This is a genomic window from Myxococcus eversor (genome assembly GCF_010894455.1).
GTDB classification, from domain to species: Bacteria; Myxococcota; Myxococcia; order Myxococcales; family Myxococcaceae; genus Myxococcus; species Myxococcus eversor.
Genome location: NZ_JAAIXY010000010.1, coordinates 390,515 through 409,045, shown reverse-complemented (window position 1 = coordinate 409,045; position 18,531 = coordinate 390,515). Strand labels below are relative to the sequence as shown.

Genomic DNA, 18,531 nt, shown 5'->3' with positions numbered 1-18,531 from the left:
CGCTCCTCCTCCGCACGGACCCGAGCCTCTTCGGCCAGCCGGGCCTCTTCCGCAAGCCGAGCCTCTTCCGCGCGGCGCTCCTCCTCCGCACGGACCCGAGCCTCTTCGGCCAGCCGGGCCTCTTCCGCGAGCCGAGCCTCTTCCGCGCGGCGCTCTTCCTCAGCGCGGACCCGAGCCTCCTCCGCGAGCCGAGCCTCCTCCGCGAGCCGCTCTGCCTCCGCGCGGAGCCTCGCCTCCTCCGCCAGCCGGGCCTCCTCAATCGCGCGAAGCCGAGCCTCCTCCGCCAGCCGGGCCTCTTCAATCGCGCGAAGCCGAGCCTCCTCCGCCCGCCGAGCTTCCTCCTCGGCACGGACGCGCTCCTCCTCCGCCCTCTGGCGCGCGGCCTCCTCCTCCTGCCTCCGCGCCTCCTCCCTCTCCTCCCACTCCTCCACCGACAGCGCCTCGACCCCACCCTCGCGCTCCAGCACGAGCAGCAGCGCCTCACGCGCGGGCGTCAGCGACTCCGGCTCACGGAACTCCCCGAGCGTCTCCAACAACTCCCGCTCGGACGCATCCGTCAGCCACGGCTCGCACACCGCCACATCCGCGCACCGGAACACCCGCCCCTTCGCCCCACCCGCCCCCGGCCGCTCCAACGCGGCCCGCACCACCCTCACCCCGGAGATGGGCTGGAACTCCGCCTCCACGCTCCCAGGCTCGAACGCCGCGCGCTCCGCCAGCTCACTCAACCGCCGCACGTGGGCCAGCACCTGCTGCTCCACCACCGCGTCCCGCTCCAGCCCGTGCTCCTCCAACAGCTCCTCGTCCGCCGCCCCCGCCCCACCCCGCGCCCAGAGCGCATCCAGCGCCTCCGCGCTCAACAACCCGCTCTGCAACAAGGCCTGCGCCGGACTCTGATACCCGAACCCCAGCCGCGTCCCCACGAGGTCACCCTCGCGCAACGTCAGCCGCGACTCGCGCCCTCCCGCGGACAGCGTCAGCCAGCCCGTGGCTCGGGATTTGTGGGCGGAGTACAGCGCTTCGGCGGCCTGCGACGGAGTCATCCTCGCCGCAGTGTAGTCCCTCCTCACCGCCCCTCAACTTGCCGAGGGTGCACGCCTGCCCGCCCCGGTGAAACACACCTGTCGCAGCGCCTCGTACGTCCCCACCCCCACCGCCGTGGACAGGTTCATGCTCCGCCGCCCCTCCAACATCGGAATCGTCAGCGCCGTCCCTGTCCCCCCCTCCATCACCTCCGGCAACAGCCCCGTCACCTCCGAGCCGAACACCAGGTGGTCCCCCTCCTCGAACCGCGCCTCGAACAACGTCTGCTCCGCCCGCGCCGAGAACAACCACCGCCGGGCCTCCGGATACGCCTCCACGTACGCCCCATAAGTCGGGTACAGCCGTAGAAATACCTTGTCCCAGTAGTCCAACCCGGCCCGCTTCAGGTTCCGGTCATCGATGGAGAAGCCCAGGGGCTCCACCAGGATGAGCCGGCAGCCCGTCACCGCGCAGAGGCGGGCGACGTTGCCGGTGTTGGGGGGAATCTGGGGGGAGACCAGAACCAGATGCAGAGGACGCGCCAGGGGCTCGAGCATGGGGTAGAACGCGCTACATGCGCTGGAAGGTGACCAACGAGACGCGGCAGAAGCCGCTGGCGGACCGGGCGGAGAAGGCCACCTCCTTCGCCCAGCGCTTCAAGGGACTGATGGGGCGCGAGCAGCTCGCCGTGGGCGAGGGCCTCCACATCCAGCCCTGCAACTCCATCCACACGTTCTTCATGCGCATCCCCATTGACGTCGCCTTCCTGGACGCACAGGGGCGTATCGTCAAGCAGATGATGGCGCTGCCGCCCTGGAGGACGACGTCCGTGTACTTCCAGGCCCGCTCCGTGCTGGAACTGCCCGCGGGCATCCTGGCCGCGAGCGGCACCCAGGAAGGGGACCGCTTGAGCTTCGAGCCTGCCTCCCCAGCCCCGGTGTCCCCTGTCTGACCGCACCAAGAGCACGTCTTTTGACCGTTTTCCGAGCGCTTTGTTAACGTGCGCCGCCAGTTTCTCGTCCCCTTAGAAGAGTCCCCGCGCATGCGCATCGAGGTAGCCGGCAGCACCCACGTCGGGATGAAGCGGAACCACAACGAGGACAACTTCCTCATGTTGCCCGATGAGCACCTCTTCATCGTCGCGGACGGGATGGGCGGGCACTCCTCAGGAGAAATCGCCAGTCGCATCGCCGTGGACGAGTTGGGTGAGTTCTACAAGATGACGTCCAAGGACCAGGACAGCACCTGGCCCTTCAAGATGGATAAACAGCGCAACTATGACGAGAACCGGTTGGCCACCGGTATCAAGCTCGCCAACGCGCGCATCTTCGAGAAGGCCAGCAGCGAGTCGAAGTACAAGGGCATGGGGACGACCCTCGTCAGCCTGCACTTCGCCAACGACGTCGCATACGTCGGGCACGTGGGTGACAGCCGCGTGTACTTCTTCCGCTCCGGAGCCCTCAAGCAGATCACCGAGGACCACTCCCTGCTCAACGACTACCTCAAGGCGAAGAAGCTCTCGCCGGAGGAGGTCGAGAACTTCCCGCACAAGAACGTCATCGTCCGGGCCCTCGGCATGAAGGAGAACGTCCAGGTGGACGTCTCCCGCGTGGAGCCGCAGCCGGGCGACGTCTTCCTGCTGTGCTCGGACGGCTTGAGCGGCATGGTGACCGACCCGCAGATGCAGGAGATTTTGGGTCGCACGCCGGAGCTGGACAAGGCGTGCTCCCAGCTCATCGACATGGCGAACGCCGCGGGCGGCAACGACAACGTCACCTGCGTGCTCGCCCGCTACCACGCCGCCTGAGCCGAATCAGGCGGTGCGCAGGAAGACCCGCAGCGCCTCGGCCACTCCCCAGGCCTGGGCGATGCACCCCCTTGGCCTGAAGGGGGGCGTGGCGTCGAAGATTTCGCTCACCTGCCCGACGCCCGCCTGTCTCAGGTGGGTCTCCAGGCCGTCCATGACGTCCCGCAGGTGGGCGCGGTCCGGCTGAACCCGCAGCGCCGCGTCCACGTAGTGGCCAATCAGCCAGCTCCACACCGTGCCCTGGTGGTAGGCCGCGTCGCGCGCGCGCAGGTCTCCGTCGTACGTGGCCTTGTACTCGTCGTGGTCCGAGGCCAGTGAGCGCAGCCCCACCGGCGTGAGCAACTCCGTCTCCACCTTGTGCAGCACGTCCGGCCACCGGTCCGGGTTGAGCACCGGGTGCTTGAGCGACAGGGCGAAAATCTGGTTGGGCCGCACGGCGACGTCATTGCCACCGCCTTCCCCGTCCACCACGTCGTACAGGCACCGCTCCTCGGGATTCCAGAAGCGCTGGTTGAAGGACTCCTGGGCGCGTTGCGCGGCCTGCGCGTACGGCGTCGCGTCCAGTCCCTGGAGCGCGGCCCACTCCGCCATCAACCGCATGGCGTTGAACCACAGCGCGTTGAGCTCCACGGCCTTGCCGCGCCGGGGCGTCACCACCCAGCCGTCCACCTTCGCGTCCATCCAGGTGAGCTGGTAGCCCTCCTCGCCCTGCGTCAGCAGTCCGTCCTTGGGGTCGATGCGGATGTTGTGGCGCGTGCCCTGCTCGTGCTTGCGGACGATGTCCTCGAACGTCGGATAGAACTCGCGCAAGAGCTCCATGTCCCCAGAGGCCGTGACGTAGCGGTCCACCGCGTGGAAGAGCCAGAGCGTCGCGTCGGCCGTGTGGTACAGCCCGTCCGCCTCGCCCTCCGGGAAGAGGTTGGGCAACAGCCCGTCCTTCACGTGGTGACGGAAGGTGCGAAGAATCGCCGCCGCCTCGCGGAAGCGCCCCGAGCACACCGTCAGCCCCTCCAACGAAATCATCGTGTCGCGGCCCCAGTCGGTGAACCAGGGGTAGCCGGCGATGACGCTGCGGGCATCCTCGCCAATGGCCCGGGCCCACGCGTCGTCACGCGGGCGCATGGGGTCGACGATGAACTGGTCCCCCGCGAGCACCAGGCGCGCCGCGGTGCCCGTCCTCGCCGCCGCGGGCGCGCGCTCCAAGAGGCGCCACTCGCGCTCGCGCTCCATGTCGAAGCTCATGGCCGGGTCGCGGTCCAACCGCGACCAGTCGTCCACCGTGGCTCCGAGCGACAGCCGGCTGCCCGGCCGCACCGTGCACTCGAAGTAGCCGGGGCTCGCCTGCGTTTCAATATGCGGCATCCCCCGGGCGCGCTCCGTCCGGTAGAGCTGCGGCGAGGAGATTTCAGGCAGCGCCACGAAGGGCACCGTGCCGTCGGCGTACAGCCGCAACTTCAACGCCGGCGCGTCCTTCTCCGCCAGCACCTCGATGCGCTCGCCCTGGAGGATGACCTTCGGCTGGCAGTAGCCGTGCGGGAAGTCGTGCTCGTGCACGCGGAACACCGGGAAGGGCCGCAGCCGGAGCTTCACGGGAGGCCCGGACAGGTGCGCCCACTCGATGAAGAGCGTGTTCTCGCCGTGCACCAGCACCAGCCTGCGACGCAGGCGCGTGGCACCCAGGACGTACTCCCATTCGGGGATGAGGCCATCCAGCCGGAAGGAGTGCAGCAGCGAGGTGTCGCCCATCAGCGTGCCGTCGGCGCGCACCTCTCCCTCCAGCCGGTAGGTCTGCCCCTCCACGCGGGCGGTCTCCACCAGCCGGGACAGCATGACGGTGCGGCCCCGCTCGGGCAGGGTGGGGATGAAGAGGCCGTGGTAGCGGCGCGCATTCACCCCCGCCAGCGTGCTGGACGCGTAGCCCCCCAGGCCATTCGTCACCAGCCACTCCCGGCCGAGCACCTCGATGGCCGGCGCTCCCACCGGCCAGGCGAACTTCAGCTCGGGCAAGCCCCGCACCCGGCTCATCCTCCCGTCCGCGTGTCGCGGTCCGTGGGGCTCCTTCCCGTGCTCGTCATCCACAGGGCGGTCATCCCCGGTACGCGCCATGTTGTCGCGACCCTCAGTGAGTCCAGTGAGCAAGAGCCTGCACCTCCGAATCGAACCTCTTCACTCGACAGCCCAACACGCCACCCTTCATCCCGAGGTGGCGCCAACAAGGGCTCGGGGCACGGAGAGAGCTCCAGCTCGCTCCCCAGGTTGACGAGCAACAGCCGGTCGCCTTCCTGCTCGCCGCCCGAGTAGCGCAGCACGAACGCGTTGGGTGAGAGGACGGCCCCCGCGAGCTGGCCGCCGTCCTGTCGGGCGAGCACCGGGTCCTCTCGACGCAGCCGGAGCAGCTCACGGTGCAGGGTGAGCGGCCCCTCGTTGCGCTCCCGCTCGCTCCAGTCGAGCCGGGAGCGGTGGAAGGCCTTCTCGTCCACGTGCTCCACGTAGCCCTCGTGCTCCAGCGCGTGGCGGGCGCTCTCGAACTGGCCGAGGTAGTGCTCCCGTCCCTTGCGCACCAGCGGCTGGAGCTCCGGCTTGTGGTCCACGAAGTAGAAGAACGGCGTGTTCGCGAACCACTCCTGCCCCATGAAGAGCAGCGGCGTCTGGGGCAGCAAGAGCCACAGCGTGGTGAGCGTGCGCGCCAGTCGCTCCCCGCAGAGGCGGTGCAGCCGCTGGCCCTGGAGCATGTTCGCGAGCTGGTCGTGGTTCTGGAGATAGAAGATGCACGCGCTCGACGGCACGCGCAGCAGCGGACTGCCCCGGGCCTTCTTCTGCCAGCGGTAGTACTGCCCCTGATAGAGCGAGTTGCGCAGCACGCACGACAGCAGCTCCTGCGCCGTGCCTCGATAGTCCTGGAGGTACGCCTCCGCCCGTCCCGTGGCGGCGACGCGCGTGGAGTGGTGGAAGTCATCCACCCAGAGGGCATCCATCCCCCAGCCGCCCCGCTCCGCCGCCCTCACGCACAGCTCGTCCTGGGGTTCGTTCTCCGCGATGACGAGGACGCCCCGCCCGCCGCTCGCCTCGCGCACCGCCTGGGTCAGCTCCTTGACGATGTGGCACGGCCCGTCGTCATACAGGGCCTGCGTCGCATCCACGCGAAGCCCGTCGAAGTGGTACTCGGCCACCCACGCACACGCGTTCTGGATGAAGAAGTCGCGACTGGGCCCCGCGGCGGGTCCGTCGTCGAAGTTCGTCGGCTCGCCCCACTCGTTCTCGTACTTGCGGGTGAAGTAGTCGGGCGAGTACTGCGCCAGGTAGTTCCCGTCCGGCCCCAGGTGGTTGTAGACGACGTCCAGCAGCACGCCGAGCCCCAGCGCGTGCGCGGCGTCCACGAAGGCGCGCAGCTCCTCCGGTCGTCCGTACTGGAAGCTGGGCGCGAACAACTGCGCGCCGTCGTAGCCCCAGTTGAAGCGCCCGGGGAACGTGTGCAGCGGCATCAACTCCAGGCAGGTGACGCCCAAATCCTTGAGCAGCGGCAGCTTCGCGGTGGCCGCCGCATACGTCCCCTCGGGCGTGAAGGTGCCCAGGTGCAGTTCGTAGAGCACCTGCCCCCGGATGCAGGCCAGCCCCTTCCAGTCGCCGTCCGTCCACGGGTGAGTGTGCGGGTCGACCACCTCGCTGAAGCCATGCGGGCCCTCGGGCTGGAAGCGCGAGGCGGGGTCGGGGAACTCTTCACCTGAGTCCAGGCGATACTTGTACAGCGCCCCCACGGGCACCGGATGCACGGCCTCGAAATAGCCTCGGTCGTCCCCCGTCAGCGGAAGCGGCTGCGACGCGCCTCGCACCACCACTTCGACACTGCGCCTGCGAGGCGCCCACACACGGAAGTGGGTGCTGTCTCCCCCCGCTGGCCTGGCCCCCAGAGAACCTCGCCACTTCATGCCCCAGACCTCCCCTTGTTCCCGCGCCGAACTCCCCCGGCCCAGGCAGGCTGTCCGCGACCAAAGGTAGGGCCCATTGTCCGAAACGGCGACCTTCGAGCGGAGGACAGAGCCCGCTCGCACGCCGTGCGGTAACCGACCCTTTCCGGGCCGGCTCCGTGCGCGTGGAGACAGGGGAGGTCAGCGGCCGGTCAGCGGCGCGGGAATCCGGTGCGCCCCCCAGGCGAGCACCTCGGTGAGCGTCTCACCGGGCGCAATCGACGTCTGCTCGAAGACGGCGGCGCTTTGGAGCCGAGCTCCCGCGTCCACCTTCACCCCGGCGCCCAACGACACGGACTCGCCCACGACGGCGCCCTCCGCCACCGTGACGCCGCGGCCGAACCAGGCGGGGCCCTCCACCTTCGCTCCACACACGTGCGCGTCCGGATGCGCCCACGAGGAGCCCGGCCCGCGCACCGTGCCGGCGAGCGGTGAGTCCGCCCCCAGCCACTCCAGCCGGACGCGGCCCGCGAGCACGTCCCGCACCGTGGCCAGGTAGCGCGACGGCGTGCCCAGGTCGGACCAGTAGCCATCCACGCGCGCGCCGCGCACCACCTGCCCCTGGGCCATGGCGCGCGCGTAGACCTCGCGGTTGATGTCCTCGGGCCCCTCGGCGCTCATGAAGTCGAAGACGCGCGGGGACATGACGTGCACGCCCGTGAAGTGCCACGGAGTCAGGCCCTCGCCTCCAGGCCCGTGCCCCGCGATTCTCCGCACGCGCCCCGACGCATCCAGCTCCACCGACGCGTACTTCTCTCCCTCCGGCATCGGGAGCAGCACCATCGTCGCCAGCGCTCCGGACGCCTGGTGCATCGCCACCACGGGACGCAGGTCCACCGGGTAGAGGATGTCGCCGTTGAAGACGAGGAAGTCTCCGTCGGAGAGGAAGTCGCGCAGGCCTCGGATGCCGCCGCCGGTGCCCTGGATGACGGGCTCGCGCACCACGTGCAGCGGCAGCTTCGCGCGCTCACACTCTTCGCGAGCCACCTCCTCCATGGTGTCCGGCAGGTGGTGGGTGTTGATGCCCACCGCCGTGACGCCCGCGGCCTTCAGCACCGCCAGGTGGTAGCGGAGCAGCGGCTGCCCCAGCAAAGGGAGCGCCGGCTTGGGCCAGCGCTCCGTCAACGGACGCAGGCGGGTTCCCAGCCCCGCGCAGAGGACCATCGCCTTCATTGTCGACTCCCCTCTTCAGCCGAGTGGGTGGCTCAGGCCGCCAGCTCGGGGACGTACTTCGCCACCAGCTCCTGCAACTCACGCAGCTCCGGCCGCCGACGGAACGCCTCGCGCACGTAGCGCAGCGACGCGGGGATGGAGACGAGGAAGCCCGGGTTGCCCTTCACGCGGTTGATGTACTCGAAGCGGCCCGCGTCCTTCAGCTTGCGCTGCACGGTGAGCAAATCGAAGAACGCCTTGAACTCCACCGCGTCTATCTTCTCGCCGCTCGCCTCCTGGAACGTGGCGATGTAGCGGTCCAGCATCGCGTCCACGAAGTCCCGGTCCAGCTCCACGTAGCTGTCGCGCAGCAGCGCCACCAGGTCGTACTGGCGCGGGCCCTGGAGCGCGTCCTGGAAGTCGATGACCACCAGCTCGCCCTCCTTCACCATGATGTTGCGGCTCTGGTAGTCGCGGTGCGTGAAGCCTCGGGGCGCGGCGGCGAGCTGCTTCGCGATGTCGCGGAACGTCGAGTCCAACCAGGCGCGCTCGGCGTCCGTGGGCAGCTTGCCGCTCCACGCCTCCAGGCCCCACTCGCGGAAGTGGTGAAGCTCCCAGTCGTACAGGTCCTCGTCGAACGAGCGCGTGAAGGCCAGGCAGTCCGGGTCCTGGTTCTTCTCCGCCTGCACCCGCAGCCGCGCGAGCAGGTCCACCGCGCGGGTGTAGAGCGCGTGGTTGTGCTTGCCGCCTTCCAGCGCGGCCTCGAAGGTGATGTCGCTCAGGTCTTCAATCACCATCATCCCCGCCGGCTCGTCGTAGCGGAGGATGGCGGGCACGCGCACGCCGAGCTTGTTCAGGTAGCGGTGCACGTTGACGAAGGGCAGTTCCTTCGGAGGCTCACCCTTGGTGGCCTCCTCGCTCTTCTTCGTCGCGTCCAGCGGCATCACCATCACCACCCAGCTCTCCGGGGGCGCGCCGACGCGGTAGTACGAACGATTGCTCGCGTCTCCCTTCAGCTTCTTGATGGGAGCATCGGAAACGGGACGGCCAATGGCCTGTCCCACCTGGTCGCGCAGGGCGGCCTCGAGTTCCATATCGACGGGGTTCTCCAAGGGGGGTTGGGAGCGGCTCCCGAGTATGGGAGGGGCGACTTTCCGCGTCAAAGCCCTCGCGCGGCGATTGCCCCCTGGCCCTTCGGGCTGTCACGTAAGCGACGCCGAAACATGAGACACCCCGGCTTCTCGTCGCGGCGCGTCGCGAGCCCGGCTGCCCCCTGACGAAGCGGGCCTCTCCCTCCTGGCACGGTGCCAGGAGACACCCGGGGTCCTGGTGTGGGGGGCGAGGGGGAAGTCCCCAGGGCGGGGCACTGTTACTTCCCGACGGGGCAGAGTGACTCCCGCTGTCGACCGGGCCCCTCCGGCGGCATATAAGACGCGCCGCGAACCCCTCTTTTTCTGGAAGCCGCGATGGACATCCACGACACCATTCTCACCGCCATTGGCAACACGCCCCTGGTCAAGCTCAACAAGCTCGTCGGACCGAACGATGCGACTGTTCTGGTCAAGTGCGAGTTCATGAACCCGGGCGCGTCCATCAAGGACCGCATGGCGCTGTACATCATCGAGAAGGCCGAGCGGGAGGGGAAGCTCAAGCCCGGCGGCACGATTGTGGAGAACACGTCCGGCAACACCGGCATGGGCGTGGCGCTGGCGGCGGCGGTGAAGGGCTACAAGTGCATCTTCACGATGCCGGACAAGATGTCGCTGGAGAAGATCAACCGCCTGAAGGCGCTGGGCGCGCACGTGGTGGTGACGCCGACGAACGTCGCGGCCGAGGACCCCCGCAGCTACTACGAGACGGCCAAGCGGCTGCACCGTGAGACGCCGGGCGCGTTCATGCTGAACCAGTACCACAACCCCGACAACATCGAGGCGCACTACAACCTCACCGGTCCCGAGATTTTCGAGCAGACGGGCGGGAAGATGGACTACTTCGTCTCTGGCCTGGGCACGGGCGGGACGATGAGCGGCGCGGGCAAGTTCCTCAAGGAGAAGATCCCCGGCCTGAAGAACGTGGGCGTGGACCCGGAGGGCTCGGTCTACGAGGGCTACTTCAAGACGGGCAAGCTCACCGAGCCGCACGTCTACAAGGTCGAAGGTATCGGCGAGGACATGCTGTGCGGCGCCATGGACTTCAAGGTCGTGGACGACGTGCGCCAGGTGGATGACCGTCAGTGCTTCGCGGCGGCGCGGCGGCTGGCGCGCGAGGAGGGCATCTTCGCGGGTGGCTCCTCCGGCGCGGCGGTGCACGTGGCGGTGCAGTTGGCGAAGGAAGTGGGCAAGGGCAAGACGATTGTCGTCGTGCTCCCCGACTCCGGCAGCAGCTACATCAGCAAGTTCCACTCGGACGAGTGGATGCGCGACAACGGCTTCGCCGAGGAGAAGGGCACCGGCACGGTGCGCGACATCATCGGGAGCAAGCAGCGCGACGTGAAGACGGCGCGCAAGGGCGACCGGGTGGACCAGGTGGTGGAGACGATGCGCAGCCACGGCATCAGCCAGATGCCGGTGGTGTCCGAGGACGGACGCGCGGTCGGCATGGTTCACGAGTACGACTTGCTCAACGCGCTCGTCGCCGGGAAGGCGAAGTTCGCGGACACCATCGACGCCATCGTCGCGCCGCTGCAGGGCGCGCTGTCGCCGGACACGAGCATCTCCCGGCTGCGTGAGGTCTTCGCGCAGGACAACGTCGCCGTCGTGAAGGAGGGCGAGAAGGTCGTCGCCATCGTCACGAAGATCGACCTCATCGACTTCCTGCACCGCACGGCGGCCTAGTCGGCCTCCAGGCAGTCGCGTCTTGGGAGGGCCTCTCACCGGCGACGGTGGGAGGCCCTTCGCGCGTCCGGGGGCGCGGGTCATCGATGTCCGAAAACCGCGAGCGCGGCTGGGCCCTGGGTGACACTGTCCGGGCATGGACCTGCTCGATTCCGACGCCTGCTACCGCGCGCTCCAGACGCGGGATGCCCGCTTCGACGGCCGCCTCTTCGTCGCGGTGACGTCGACCGGCATCTACTGCCGGCCCATCTGCCCCGCGCGTACGCCCAAGCGGGAGAACTGCCGCTTCTTCGCCTCCGCCGCCGCGTCCCAGGAAGAAGGCTTCCGCCCCTGCCTGCGCTGCCGGCCGGAGACAGCCCCGGACCTCGCGTCCTGGCGAGGCACCTCCAACACCGTGTCGCGCGCGCTGGCCCTCATCGCGGAGGGCGCGCTGGATGGCGGCGAGGCGGGCGTGGACTCACTCGCTGAACGCCTGGGCGTGGGAGGACGACAGCTCCGCCGCCTCTTCAAGCAGCACCTCGGTGCCACGCCCGTGGCCGTCGCGCAGACGCGGCGCGTGCTCTTCGCCAAGCAGCTCATCCAGGAGACGCGGATGCCGCTCGCGGAGGTAGCGCTGGCCTCGGGCTTCGGCAGCATCCGGCGCTTCAATGAAACGTTCCAGGGCCTCTACCAGCGGCCCCCGGGCGCCCTGCGCCGCAAGCAGGCGGTGGAGACGACGGCCAGCGCGGTGGCGGACGCGGGCGTGACGCTGCGGCTGCGCTACCGGCCTCCGTATGACTGGGCCGCGATGCTCTCGTACCTGTCCGCGCGCGCCATCCAGGGCGTGGAGCAGGTCTCCGACACGCGCTACCTGCGCACCGTGTCCCAGGACGGCGCGGTGGGCACGGTGGAGGTGACGCACGAGCCCGCACGCAACAACCTCGTGGTGAAGATTCGCTTCCCACGCGTCCAGTCGCTCCCGGCCATCGTCGCGCGCGTGCGCAGGGTGTTCGACGTGGGCGCGGACATCGAGGTGATTGGCGCTCACCTCTCCAAGGACCCTTTCCTGGCGCCCCTCGTGGCCCTGCGGCCCGGCCTGCGGGCCCCCGGTGCGTGGGATGGTTTCGAGCTGGCGGTACGCGCCATCCTCGGTCAGCAGGTGACGGTGGAGGCCGCGCGCAAGCTCGCGGGGAAGCTCGTGGTGCTGTGTGGCGAAGCGCCCATGGAAGGACTCCCCTCTGGCCTGTCACGAGCCTTCCCTTCCCCCGAGCGCGTCGTGGCGACGGACCTGGTCGCGCTGGGGATGCCGTCCGCGCGGAAGGCGTCACTGAAGGCCCTGGCGCAAGCGGCGCTCGAGGACCCACTGCTGTTCCATCCATTCGGCACGGTGGAGGAAGGCATCGCCCGGCTGCGCTCCATCCGAGGCGTGGGCGAGTGGACCGCGCAGTACATCGCCCTGCGCGCGCTGCGCGAGACAGATGCCTTCCCCGCCAGCGACGTGGCGCTCTTGCGGAGCGCGGCGACAGATGCGGGCGAGCGCCCCTCACCCGAGGACCTGATTCTACGCGCGGAGCCCTGGAGGCCCTGGCGGGCCTACGCCGCGCAACACCTGTGGGCCGCGGACCCAGGCCCGCGTTCCCGACTCCAAGAGGTGCGTCATGGTTGAGCCGCTCCACTTCCTCATCGACAAGACGGACACGCCCATCGGCGAGCTGGTCCTCATCGCGGACCGCGAGGGACACCTGCGCGCCATCGACTGGACGGAGCACGAAGGCCGGATGCGCAACCTGCTGCGCCTGCACTACGGTGACAGCTTCCGACTGGAGGCCGCGCGCAATCCCAGCGGACTCACCGAGACGATGCGGACGTACTTCTCGGGGCAACTCGACGCCATCGACAGCCTGTCCGTCCGCACCGAGGGTACCCCCTTCCAGCGCGAGGTCTGGACGGCGCTGCGCGGCATCCCGTGCGGAGTGACGGTGTCCTACTCGGAGCTGGCGAAGCGCATCGGCCGGCCCGCCGCGGTGCGCGCCGTGGGCCTGGCGAACGGCGCCAATCCCGTGGGCATCGTCGTGCCGTGTCATCGCGTCGTGGGGGCCAATGGCTCCCTCACCGGCTATGGAGGTGGCATCGAGCGCAAGCGCTGGTTACTCGACCACGAGTCGAGGCTACGGCGGACGTCCACTGCCTGAGGCGCTCGCCATCTCCTCCCGCCGCTTCCACACCCCTGCTCGAAAGGACCGCTGACCATGCCTGTCGCTCCTCCAAACTCCGCCCGAGACTTCCGTCAACTGCACGAAGCGGGCTTGCTGTTGCTGGTGAATGCCTGGGACGCCGGAAGCGCGCGCGTCATGGAGAGCCTGGGCGCCAAGGCGCTCGCCACGACGAGCGCGGGCGTGGCCTGGGCCCAGGGCTATCCGGACGGCGACAAGCTCCCGGTGAGTCGACTCCTGGACACCGTCACCGCCATTGCCCGCCTCGTGAAGGTGCCGCTGACGGTGGATATCGAAGGGGGCTATTCGGATGACCCCAACGCGGTGGGCGAAGTCGCCGCGGGCGTGGTGGAGGCGGGCGGCGTGGGCATCAACCTGGAGGACGGCGGGGGCTCGGTGGACCTGCTGTGCGCCAAGATTGAAGCCGTGAAGCGCGCCGCCGCGAAGAAGGGCGCGGACCTGTTCGTGAACGCGCGCACGGATGTGTTCCTGCGGGGCATCGGTCCGGCGGAGCGTCGCGTCGAGGAGACCCTGGCCCGGGCCCGGCGCTACCGAGCCGCTGGCGCGGATGGCCTCTTCGTTCCGGGCTTGAAGACGCCCGTGGACATCAAGGCCATCGTGACGGAGGCGGGCCTGCCGCTGAACCTGATGGCGATTCCTGGTCTGCCTCCCGCGTCGGAGCTGGCATCGCTCGGAGTCCGCCGCGTCAGCGCGGGAGCGGGCATGGCGCAGGCCATCTTCGGCCGCATCGCCGCGCTCACCACCGACTTCCTGCGCGACGGTGGCGCCGCGCCCGCGCCCGAGGCGGGCATCTCCTATCCCACCCTCAACACGCTGATGGCTCCGCGCTGAAGCATCGAACCCGGTCGCGCCATTCGTCGGCGCGACCCGGGCACTCCGACAGGACTACTTCGCCGCGCCACCCTCGGGCTTCCGCGCGAACAGCGCGTTGGCGATCTCCGTCATCACCACCTCGCCATTCTGGTTGCGGACCTCGAAGCGGAACTTGATGGCGCCCCGGTCCGGCTTGCTGCGCGACGGCGTGGTGGAGATGACCTCGAAGCGCGCGGTGAGCGCATCCCCGGGGCGCACCGGCCGCAGCCAGCGCAGCTCGTCCAGTCCCGGAGAGCCCAGGCTCGCCGTCTTGCTCAATAGATTTTCCACCGCGAGCTTGTGGCAGATGGAAGCGGTGTGCCAGCCACTGGCGATGAGGCCGCCGAAGATGCCTTCCCGACCTCCCTCGTCGCTCAGGTGGAAGGGCTGCGGATCAAACTGCTTCGCGAAGGCGATGATCTCCTCCCGGGAGACCACGTAGGGCCCGGCCTCACTCGCCTCACCGGGTTGGAAGTCGTCGAAGTAGCGCATGGGACTCCTCGGATACGGGTGACTCTTGCTGCATGGCCCCCTGACGCATTGCATAGGCCGCTCGCCGGGCCAGGGCAACGCATTGCAGCGCCCAGGCCCTCACGCACCATGTATCCACGACTTTCTGGCTTGGTCGGATTCATGACAGACTGACGCGGCCTCGTCAGGCACTGCCAAGGAGACACCAATGTTCGCGAAGCTGCTCAAGAGCCAGTGGTCCATGGTGCTGTGCATGTTGCTCGTGGTGGGACTCGCCGCCCTGTCCATGGGTGAGCCCCAGGCCGTGCTCGTCGAAGCGGAGGAAGAGGCGACGTGTGATTCGGCGGTGAGCGCGCCGCCGGAGGGCACGCTGCTCGCCGACAGCGAGTACGCCAACGCGGCCTGTCGCCCCGGTTGCTCCGGGCCGTGCTGGATCTGCGTGCTGGGTGTCTGTGAAAACCGCTGTATGTAGACAGCCGTCGAAGGCTTGAGGCGCCGGGCCACCGCCGGGAAACCCCTCGGGTTCGCGGCGGTGCGCTCCCAATTCCAGGCGTTGGCGGACGCGGTCAGTCTCCGCGTGGACAGCAACGCACCCGACACCTGCGCCGTTTCCCGGGCCAGGAAGTCCTGGCTCCATTGACTCCGGGTCCGTCAGTCCTGATACACGGCGTTGATGCTCCTGGATTTCACACCTCGTGCAACTCGACTGTCATTCATCCTCTGTGTCCTGCTCACACTGGGCGGTGCCTGTGATTCGGCACCACCCGCGCCGCCTGCTTCGGAGCCCGTCGCTTCGGTGAAGGCCCGGTTGGATCCACCGACCTGGTTCCAGGAGGTCGCCATGACGGGCACCTCCGCGTGCACGCTCGACTACGGCCTGGTCGACAATTGCTACAACGAGGAGAATCCGCAGCGCCCCAGCATCTTCCGTGAGGTGTCCGCGGCGTGGCGGCCCTATCGGAACGGCTACGGGGCCCCGCTGACCTTGAAGCCCGCGTCGCTCTCCAAGGTGATGCTGCCCTTCCCCCCGAACGAGTACGACAACGGCTGGTGGGCCCCGAAGCTGCCAGAGCGGAGCGACTCGGCCAACGCCATCCAGGTGCTGCCCTACAACCGAGGCACCAACGACGGACGGCTCTTCATTCGCGGGGGCTGCCGGGGCTGCGCGGAGGGCTCCCTCCTCTACACGTTCCGTCCCGAGGTGCTCGGCCACGACTTCCGCTACGACTTCACCAAGAAAGGCCCCCACCTCGTCCAACCCTCGCAGGTCATCGGCCGGATTCACCCGTTCACCTACTTCAACCCGATGGCCACGATGCTGACGGCCAGGAACAACAACGACTTCCCAGACGCGCTCCACAGCACCACGTGCGAGAACTCGATGAGCGCCCTCCAAATGGGAGTGAATGGGCGAAACCCGCTGGCGTGCACGGCCCGGTACGACGCGGGCTCGCCGCCCGTCCCCGGCGATTGCTACGACATCTCGCTCGTCTACAGCCTGGTGGCCTCCAACGGCAAACACTGGGAGCTGCGCTCCGTGGACCTGACGGTCTTCGTCAGGGACCCCAAGTCCATCCGGGCCGGCAACGCCGTGACTGGCGACGCCGACGGCTGGGGCCTGTGGGTGTACCCACGCAATCCCGAGGGCGAAACCAAATCCCTGCCCACCTGGGAGCTGCCTCCGTTCCGCCCGTTCAACATCCATGACTCGGACTGGGGCGCCATGAGCCCGAACTCCGGGTACAGCGTCCCCGGAGCACCGGACACCATCGATTGGCCCAAGCTGTTCAGCACCCATCCGACGTTCCAGTGCTACGTCCCGGTGAGGGTGCTGCCGCTCCCCGAGCCGCTGTACTTCCGCAACACCACCGCGTCCGCGCCCAAGTGGTGCCAGTTCTTCGACCGGCAACACTTCCGGGCCGTCTACCAGGTGGAGGACGACGAGGACTCCGTCATCGGCAACGGCCCGAACTGGAGCGGCGTTGTCGGTGAAAACTCCAGCGCGGGCGAGCGGCCCCTGGCCTTCTTCGAGCCCGCGACGAGCGGCGACGGGCGGCTGCTCGTCGTCAACATGAAGGGCCTCTTCTATTCGGTGGCGGACCAGGCCTGTGACGCGGGGAGCTGGGCGCACTTCAAGCCCATCAGCATGATGCCCAAGGACCCGGCGGTGAACACCCGCTACGAGATGGCGAAGTCCCAGGTCGTCAACGGCAAGCCCCAGCCCTTCCGGGACACCCTGGGCAATCCCATCCCCTTTGGTGTCACCAACCAGTGGGCCTACCCATGGCTTGACCGCGAGGGGAAGAACCTGTTCTTCGCCGCGAAGAACAACACCCACGACGGCTACTACGCGCGGAAGGTCTTCCTCGAGGAGCGGTTCAGCAGCGCGACCCGGACGGACTACACCTGGGGGCCACCCGCGGACTCGGACCGCGCCACGTTCAACCCCGACCGGTCCGCCGCGCAGGCCGTCGCCGCGCTGGGCGCATGGACGCGAGGCAAGGCCGTCATCCTCGACAACGGCCTGAACATCACCGACCTCGCGGGCAACTCCGAGGACGGCCACCAGCGCACCTTCTCGATGCGCCTGTATGCCGGTGATGACCTGCCGCTGACGCCCGAGGGGCCCTCGCAAATCTTCTCGTTCGAGAACCAGCTCAACCACTTCGACGCGATGCGCCCCACCCTGCCGTTCGACGTGGTGTGGAACATCCAGGCCAACACGCAGCGCAACGCGGAGGTGGCCTTCGACGACTACCTCAACAAGCGCGCCTTCGTCGTCGCGCACATGAACGCGGCCATGCGCATGGATGTGTCTCCCCACGGCCCATTCAGGGCGGAGACCTTCCCCCAGGACGGCTTCGTCCCCTTCCAGAACGTCTGGGCCGACGTGCGAGGAGGACAGCTCGCGGACTTCCGCTTCAAGCGCAACCCGCTGGCGCAGAACGCCGCCACCACCCACTCGACGTTCGGCACGGATGGCCCGCAGCCCCCCAGCTCCGTGCGGCTGCGCGGAGGGGCGCGCATCGAGCCCGTGGCGCTCGGCGGCGTCAGCGGCAAGGGCGTCTGGTTGGATGGCCACAATGACTTCATGGACATGGGCTATCCCATCAACGCCTCACAGCGTGAATGGATGCTGAGCCTCTGGCTGGACACGCGCGAGGACCTGGTGCTCGCCCCCGGAGCGAGCTGGGTGCGCGGCCTGCCCCGCACCCTCTTCTACTTCTCCGACAACTCGTGGGTCGCGCTGGTGCAGAGCAAGGACTTCACGGGCGCGGTGTCGCACGAGCTGGAGGTGTACAACGGCAGGACGGGCGGCAGGGGCACCATCAACCTGGGCTCCTCGCTGGTGCAGGTGGGCCGCTACTTCCACTTCGGCATGAAGATCTCCAACGCCGTGGGGCAGCGGAGGCTGCACTTCTACATCGACGGCACGTGGCACTCGACGCACAACGTCGGGCCGAGCGACGTGGGGTTCGACCCGATGTGGAACTCGGGGAACAACGGCTGGACGTGGATGACGGTGGGCGACCCGGGGCCGACCTTCGTCCCCGGACAGCAGCGGCTGCCCTTCTTCGGGTGGGTGGATGAGCTGCGCATCTACGCGCTGTCTCCCAACGATGCGAATCGCGGCTGGACGGACGAGCTGATGTGCAACCAGGCACTCGGGACACTGGTGGACGCAAGCCCATACCGCCCGGGGCCAACACATCCCGTGCTGGAGAAGCTGCGGGTGAAGTCGACGCAGTACCCCATCGTGCACTGGCTCATGTGCGAGCAGATGCGGCTGGGCTCGTACGTGGAGCCGCTCGACTACCCGGCGCAGTACGGAGAGCACCTCTGCATCGACCGGGTGCACAAGAACCCGCATCCCGACCCGGACCTGGCCTCCCGGTGCATGCGCTCGGCCCTCATCGACATGCCCGCGCTGTCGGCCACGCTGCCCCGGCCGGACACCAGCACCAACGCGTTCTGCCTCTCGTGCCACACCAAGACCACCACGCTGCCGGGACTCCAAACAGGCGCCCTGACGAGCGGGACGGTGCCCCGGTTCATGGACCGGCGGCGCCAGCCCATGAATGTCCCGGCGGTGATGGGAGGCAGCGTGCCGCCGTGGCTCATCGGCGGAGTGAGCCAGCCAGATGGCACCCGCACGCTGGACCACCACTTCGACCACTTCCCCGCGCCTTGAAGCACGGGCTCGCGTGACTCAC

At 68.6% G+C, this 18,531-nt stretch carries 14 protein-coding genes and 1 pseudogene; 8 read left to right on the top strand and 7 right to left on the bottom strand.

Annotated features, from left to right (window positions below; genetic code table 11):
* Positions 1–1,043, bottom strand: a pseudogene (locus tag G4D83_RS22615) (molecular chaperone DnaJ); the annotation flags it as partial.
* Between the two features lie 33 nt (positions 1,044–1,076).
* Positions 1,077–1,580 carry a tRNA (cytidine(34)-2'-O)-methyltransferase gene (locus G4D83_RS22610; protein ID WP_163866861.1) on the bottom strand — a complete coding sequence of 168 codons (504 nt, stop codon included), beginning with the start codon at positions 1,578–1,580 and terminating at the stop codon, positions 1,077–1,079.
* Between the two features lie 17 nt (positions 1,581–1,597).
* Between G4D83_RS22610 and G4D83_RS22605 the strand changes: the two genes are divergently transcribed.
* Positions 1,598–1,975, top strand: a complete 378-nt coding sequence (locus G4D83_RS22605; protein WP_163866860.1) for a DUF192 domain-containing protein — start codon at positions 1,598–1,600, stop codon at positions 1,973–1,975.
* Between the two features lie 90 nt (positions 1,976–2,065).
* A complete protein-coding gene (locus G4D83_RS22600; protein ID WP_163866859.1) occupies positions 2,066–2,830 on the top strand; it encodes a Stp1/IreP family PP2C-type Ser/Thr phosphatase in 765 nt (254 codons plus the stop codon).
* Positions 2,831–2,836: 6 nt separating this feature from the next.
* Here the strand turns inward: G4D83_RS22600 and G4D83_RS22595 are convergent, their stop codons facing one another.
* The 4 genes from G4D83_RS22595 to G4D83_RS22580 all read right to left on the bottom strand — a co-directional run bounded on the left by G4D83_RS22595 (position 2,837) and on the right by G4D83_RS22580 (position 9,041).
* Positions 2,837–4,855 carry an amylo-alpha-1,6-glucosidase gene (locus G4D83_RS22595; protein WP_163866858.1) on the bottom strand — a complete coding sequence of 673 codons (2,019 nt, stop codon included), beginning with the start codon at positions 4,853–4,855 and terminating at the stop codon, positions 2,837–2,839.
* Positions 4,852–6,756 carry a malto-oligosyltrehalose trehalohydrolase gene (gene treZ / locus G4D83_RS22590; protein WP_163866857.1) on the bottom strand — a complete coding sequence of 635 codons (1,905 nt, stop codon included), beginning with the start codon at positions 6,754–6,756 and terminating at the stop codon, positions 4,852–4,854. The genes G4D83_RS22595 and treZ overlap by 4 nt, the downstream gene beginning before the upstream one ends.
* A 180-nt stretch (positions 6,757–6,936) precedes the next feature.
* Positions 6,937–7,968 carry a nucleotidyltransferase family protein gene (locus tag G4D83_RS22585; RefSeq protein ID WP_163866856.1) on the bottom strand — a complete coding sequence of 344 codons (1,032 nt, stop codon included), beginning with the start codon at positions 7,966–7,968 and terminating at the stop codon, positions 6,937–6,939.
* A 32-nt stretch (positions 7,969–8,000) separates the two neighbouring features.
* The gene (locus tag G4D83_RS22580) at positions 8,001–9,041 is read right to left on the bottom strand and encodes an aminoglycoside phosphotransferase family protein (RefSeq protein ID WP_163866855.1); all 1,041 of its coding nucleotides are present in this window, start codon (positions 9,039–9,041) and stop codon (positions 8,001–8,003) included.
* A gap of 372 nt (positions 9,042–9,413) precedes the next feature.
* On the opposite strand from G4D83_RS22580, the gene G4D83_RS22575 reads away from it, so the two are divergent.
* The 4 genes from G4D83_RS22575 (at position 9,414) to G4D83_RS22560 (ending at position 13,825) form a co-directional block, all read left to right on the top strand.
* Complete coding sequence (locus G4D83_RS22575; protein ID WP_163866854.1) at positions 9,414–10,781, top strand: pyridoxal-phosphate dependent enzyme; 1,368 nt, start codon at positions 9,414–9,416, stop codon at positions 10,779–10,781.
* Positions 10,782–10,917: 136 nt separating this feature from the next.
* Complete coding sequence (locus tag G4D83_RS22570; protein WP_163866853.1) at positions 10,918–12,426, top strand: AlkA N-terminal domain-containing protein; 1,509 nt, start codon at positions 10,918–10,920, stop codon at positions 12,424–12,426.
* A complete protein-coding gene (gene ogt, locus G4D83_RS22565) occupies positions 12,419–12,952 on the top strand; it encodes a methylated-DNA--[protein]-cysteine S-methyltransferase (RefSeq protein ID WP_205522688.1) in 534 nt (177 codons plus the stop codon). Before G4D83_RS22570 ends, ogt begins: the two co-directional genes overlap by 8 nt.
* Positions 12,953–13,009: 57 nt before the next feature.
* On the top strand, positions 13,010–13,825 hold the full coding sequence (locus tag G4D83_RS22560; protein WP_163866852.1) for an isocitrate lyase/PEP mutase family protein: 816 nt from the start codon (positions 13,010–13,012) through the stop codon (positions 13,823–13,825).
* A 54-nt stretch (positions 13,826–13,879) separates the two neighbouring features.
* On the opposite strand, the gene G4D83_RS22555 is transcribed toward G4D83_RS22560, so the two are convergent.
* Positions 13,880–14,338 carry a MaoC family dehydratase gene (locus G4D83_RS22555; RefSeq protein ID WP_163866851.1) on the bottom strand — a complete coding sequence of 153 codons (459 nt, stop codon included), beginning with the start codon at positions 14,336–14,338 and terminating at the stop codon, positions 13,880–13,882.
* Between the two features lie 187 nt (positions 14,339–14,525).
* Between G4D83_RS22555 and G4D83_RS22550 the strand changes: the two genes are divergently transcribed.
* On the top strand, positions 14,526–14,789 hold the full coding sequence (locus G4D83_RS22550) for a hypothetical protein (RefSeq protein WP_163866850.1): 264 nt from the start codon (positions 14,526–14,528) through the stop codon (positions 14,787–14,789).
* Positions 14,790–15,158: 369 nt separating this feature from the next.
* Positions 15,159–18,509 carry a LamG domain-containing protein gene (locus tag G4D83_RS22545; RefSeq protein WP_163866849.1) on the top strand — a complete coding sequence of 1,117 codons (3,351 nt, stop codon included), beginning with the start codon at positions 15,159–15,161 and terminating at the stop codon, positions 18,507–18,509.
* Positions 18,510–18,531: the final 22 nt, after the last annotated feature.

What these genes read in the sequence shown, in the direction of transcription:
- ogt (WP_205522688.1), top strand. Translation starts at nt 12,419, where the DNA reads ATGGTTGAGCCGCTCCACTTCCTCATCGACAAGACGGACACGCCCATC.
- G4D83_RS22595 (WP_163866858.1), bottom strand. Translation starts at nt 4,855, where the DNA reads ATGAGCCGGGTGCGGGGCTTGCCCGAGCTGAAGTTCGCCTGGCCGGTG.
- G4D83_RS22575 (WP_163866854.1), top strand. Translation starts at nt 9,414, where the DNA reads ATGGACATCCACGACACCATTCTCACCGCCATTGGCAACACGCCCCTG.
- G4D83_RS22550 (WP_163866850.1), top strand. Translation starts at nt 14,526, where the DNA reads ATGTTCGCGAAGCTGCTCAAGAGCCAGTGGTCCATGGTGCTGTGCATG.
- G4D83_RS22605 (WP_163866860.1), top strand. Translation starts at nt 1,598, where the DNA reads ATGCGCTGGAAGGTGACCAACGAGACGCGGCAGAAGCCGCTGGCGGAC.
- G4D83_RS22610 (WP_163866861.1), bottom strand. Translation starts at nt 1,580, where the DNA reads ATGCTCGAGCCCCTGGCGCGTCCTCTGCATCTGGTTCTGGTCTCCCCC.
- treZ (WP_163866857.1), bottom strand. Translation starts at nt 6,756, where the DNA reads ATGAAGTGGCGAGGTTCTCTGGGGGCCAGGCCAGCGGGGGGAGACAGC.
- G4D83_RS22580 (WP_163866855.1), bottom strand. Translation starts at nt 9,041, where the DNA reads ATGGAACTCGAGGCCGCCCTGCGCGACCAGGTGGGACAGGCCATTGGC.
- G4D83_RS22560 (WP_163866852.1), top strand. Translation starts at nt 13,010, where the DNA reads ATGCCTGTCGCTCCTCCAAACTCCGCCCGAGACTTCCGTCAACTGCAC.
- G4D83_RS22585 (WP_163866856.1), bottom strand. Translation starts at nt 7,968, where the DNA reads ATGAAGGCGATGGTCCTCTGCGCGGGGCTGGGAACCCGCCTGCGTCCG.
- G4D83_RS22555 (WP_163866851.1), bottom strand. Translation starts at nt 14,338, where the DNA reads ATGCGCTACTTCGACGACTTCCAACCCGGTGAGGCGAGTGAGGCCGGG.
- G4D83_RS22600 (WP_163866859.1), top strand. Translation starts at nt 2,066, where the DNA reads ATGCGCATCGAGGTAGCCGGCAGCACCCACGTCGGGATGAAGCGGAAC.
- G4D83_RS22545 (WP_163866849.1), top strand. Translation starts at nt 15,159, where the DNA reads ATGACGGGCACCTCCGCGTGCACGCTCGACTACGGCCTGGTCGACAAT.
- G4D83_RS22570 (WP_163866853.1), top strand. Translation starts at nt 10,918, where the DNA reads ATGGACCTGCTCGATTCCGACGCCTGCTACCGCGCGCTCCAGACGCGG.